This is a genomic window from Cupriavidus sp. R6-3, assembly GCF_059772245.1.
On the sequence record NZ_JCBAJO010000343.1, the window covers coordinates 1 to 3740 of the forward strand.

Here is a 3740-nt window from a genome sequence, read left to right on the forward strand (position 1 = left end):
CACCTACGTCGCGCGGGACCTTGCATCAAGCCCCCTCCGACACCGCCGCGACCCGGCGTACATCGCGCCGCTGCACTGCCGCTGTGCACCGCCGCGCTGTGGCGCGGGCGCCGTGCCGCGCCGGACTTGGCTTGTTACGGTTGACGAAGCGCCCTATAATGCGCCAGTTTGTCGCAGTGGTCCCCTGGCACAGAAGATCGGCGTTTTAGCACCGAAGCAGTGCAGCAGTGCGGTGAAGCCGGCAGAATTCCAGGCGTGCAACCGATGCAGCGATGCAGAGTGGTTGGCGATGCAGGAACTCGGTATCGCACTCCAGACGGCGCGTGACGGGCCCGGTGATAGTCCCAACGGAGCCCATGCCGTGCCGAACAACGACTGGCTGATGAAGCGGAATTGTTCGCTGTCTCCACGCCAGGTCGGCTGGTTTTACCTCTCCATCGTCAGTATTTCCCTTGCCATCGCCTTGTTCTTCGCGTGGCGAGGGGCTTGGCTCGTGCTGCCCTTTGCGGGGCTCGAACTGGCCGGGCTGGGCGTGGCCCTGCTCGCCTATGCACAGCACGCGACAGACTACGAGCGCGTCACGCTCAGCGAGGGCAGGTTGGTGGTCGAGAAGGCCAGCGCCGGTGAGGTGACCCGCGAGGAATTCAATCCGCACTGGGTGCGGGTCGAACTGGGCGAATCGTTCCCGGCGCTGGTGGTGGTGCGCTCTGGAACGCACGCTGTGCAGGTGGGGTGTTTTCTGGACCCGTACAAGCGACGAAAGTTCGCGCAGGAACTCGTTTCAGCATTGCGCGCCTTGTAAAAGGCGGCACCGTTGGGAGCGAGGGGCAGATTCGAATCTGTAATTTGGGTAGAGACAACAAATGAAAATGTGGAAGAAGGCATCCGCAGCGTGTCTGGCAGGCGCGTCCCTGCTCGCCAGCCAGGCAGCCCTCGCTGTCGAAGACATGCCGGGCGGTCCCGCCGTGCGCCAGCTGAACCTGACCGAGCCGGTCACCAAGATCGCCGAGCAGATTCACTGGCTGAACTGGATGATGCTGATCATCTGCACGGTGATCTTCATCGCGGTGTTCAGCGTGATGTTCTATTCCATCTTCACGCACCGCAAGGCCAAGGGCTCCAAGCCGGCCTCCTTCCACGAAAGCATCACCGTCGAAGTCGTCTGGACCATCATCCCGTTCCTGATCGTGATCGGCATGGCGCTGCCCGCGACCAAGACCGTGGTCGCGATGAAGGACACCACCAACTCCGACATCACGATCAAGGCCACCGGCTACCAGTGGAAGTGGGGCTACGACTATCTGAAGGGTGAGGGCGAGGGCATCTCCTTCGTGTCCACCCTGACCACCCCGCGCGAGCAGATCAACAACGAGGCGCCCAAGTCGAACACCTACCTGATGGAGGTGGACAACGAGATGGTGGTGCCGGTCAACAAGAAGATCCGCATCGTCACGACCGCCAACGACGTGATCCACGCCTGGATGATCCCGGCCTTCGGCGTCAAGCAGGATGCGATTCCCGGCTTCGTGCGCGACACCTGGTTCCGCGCCGAGAAGACCGGCGTCTACCGCGGCCAGTGCGCCGAGCTGTGCGGCAAGGAACACGCCTTCATGCCGATCGTGGTGCGCGTGGTGACCGACGCCGAGTACACCAAGTGGGTCGAGGAGAAGAAGAAGGCGATGGCCGCCGCGGCCGACGATCCCAACAAGACCTGGACCCTGGACGAGCTGAAGGTGCGCGGCGAGAAGGTCTACGCCGCCAACTGCGCGGTGTGCCACCAGCCCAACGGCAAGGGCGCCGGCGCCTTCCCGGCGCTGGACGGCTCGAAGGTGGTCAACGGCCCGCAGGCCGACCAGATGCACATCCTGCTCGAGGGCAAGGGCGGCATGCCGTCGTGGAAGCAGCTGTCCGACACCGAGCTCGCCGCGGTGATGACCTACACCCGCAACGTCTGGAGCAACAAGACCGGCGAGGTCATCCAGCCGGCCGACTTCGTCAATGCGCGTGCGGGCAAGTTCCCCGAGGGCGGCGGCGCCAAGTCGGCGCAGGGCGCACCGGCGGACGCCAAGCCCGCCGCAGAGCAAGCCAGCGCGGGCGCCCAGGGCGCCGCGAGCTGAGCGCGTGGACGTTAGAACAGGATTTCAGGAGTTTTCGCGATGAGTACTGCTACCCCGGACGCACTCGCCCATCCGCACGACCACGCGCATGACGAACACCACGATCATCCGCATGGCTGGCGCCGCTGGCTGTTTGCCACCAACCACAAGGACATCGGCACGCTGTACCTGCTGTTCTCCTTCACGATGCTGATCTCGGGCGGCGTGCTCGCGCTGCTGATCCGCCTGGAGCTGTTCGAGCCGGGCCTGCAGTTCTTCCGCCCCGAACTGTTCAACCAGTTCACCACGATGCACGGCCTGGTGATGGTGTTCGGCGCCATCATGCCGGCCTTCGTCGGCTTCGCGAACTGGATGATCCCGCTGCAGATCGGCGCCTCCGACATGGCGTTCGCGCGGATGAACAACTTCAGCTTCTGGCTGATGCCGCCCGCCGCGCTGCTGCTGGCGCTGTCGTTCTTCGTGCCGGGCGGCGCCACCGCCGCAGGCTGGACGCTGTACGCGCCGCTGTCGGTGCAGATGGGCCCGGGCATGGACATGGCGATCTTCGCCATGCACATCATGGGCGCGTCCTCGATCATGGGTTCGATCAACATCATCGTCACCATCCTGAACATGCGCGCGCCGGGCATGACGCTGATGAAGATGCCGATGTTCTGCTGGACCTGGCTGATCACCGCTTACCTGCTGATCGCCGTGATGCCGGTGCTGGCGGGCGCCATCACCATGGTCCTGACCGACCGCCACTTCGGCACCAGCTTCTTCTCGGCGGCCGGCGGCGGCGACCCGGTGATGTACCAGCATATCTTCTGGTTCTTCGGCCACCCCGAGGTCTACATCATGATCCTGCCGGCATTCGGGATCATCTCGCAGGTGGTGCCGGCCTTCTCGCGCAAGCGCCTGTTCGGCTACAGCTCGATGGTCTACGCGACCGCCTCGATCGCGATCCTGTCGTTCATCGTCTGGGCGCACCACATGTTCACCACCGGCATGCCGGTGACCGGCCAGCTGTTCTTCATGTACGCGACGATGCTGATCGCGGTGCCGACGGCGGTGAAGATCTTCAACTGGATCGCCACCATGTGGAAGGGCTCGATGACCTTCGAGACCCCGATGCTGTTCGCGATCGGTTTCATCTTCGTGTTCACCATCGGCGGCTTCACCGGCCTGATCCCGGCGGTGGCACCGATCGACATCCAGATCCAGGACACCTACTTCATCGTGGCGCACTTCCACTATGTGCTGGTGGCGGGCTCGCTGTTCGCGCTGTTCGCGGGCTTCTACTACTGGGGTCCGAAGTGGAGCGGGTTCATGTACAACGAGGCCCGCGGCAAGGTCCACTTCTGGGGTTCGATCATCTTCTTCAACATCGCCTTCTTCCCGATGCACTTCCTCGGGCTGGCGGGCATGCCGCGCCGCTATGCGGACTACGCGATCCAGTTCGCGGACTTCAACGCGATCTCGTCGCTGGGCGCGCTGGGCTTCGGCCTGATGCAGGTGTATTTCTTCTTCTTCGTGGTGCTGCCGTCGTACCGCGGAGGCGAAGTGGCCGCCGACAAGCCGTGGGAAGGCGCCGAAGGCCTGGAGTGGACCGTGCCGTCGCCGGCGCCGTTCCACACCTTCGAG

General features: G+C 64.0%; 3 protein-coding genes. All 3 read left to right on the forward strand.

Annotated elements, in window-relative coordinates:
- Positions 1 to 289: 289 nt before the first annotated feature.
- Positions 290 to 802: a DUF2244 domain-containing protein gene (locus AC6EI8_RS25175; RefSeq protein ID WP_149317584.1), complete on the forward strand. Its 513-nt coding sequence runs from the start codon at positions 290 to 292 to the stop codon at positions 800 to 802.
- A 61-nt stretch (positions 803 to 863) separates the two neighbouring features.
- Positions 864 to 2117 (forward strand): cytochrome c oxidase subunit II, encoded by a 1254-nt coding sequence (gene coxB, locus AC6EI8_RS25180; RefSeq protein ID WP_149317137.1) that lies wholly within the window; start codon positions 864 to 866, stop codon positions 2115 to 2117.
- 39 nt (positions 2118 to 2156) lie between these two features.
- Positions 2157 to 3740 (forward strand): cytochrome c oxidase subunit I (gene ctaD / locus AC6EI8_RS25185; RefSeq protein ID WP_498383219.1); only part of this gene is annotated, 1584 nt, incomplete at its 3' end.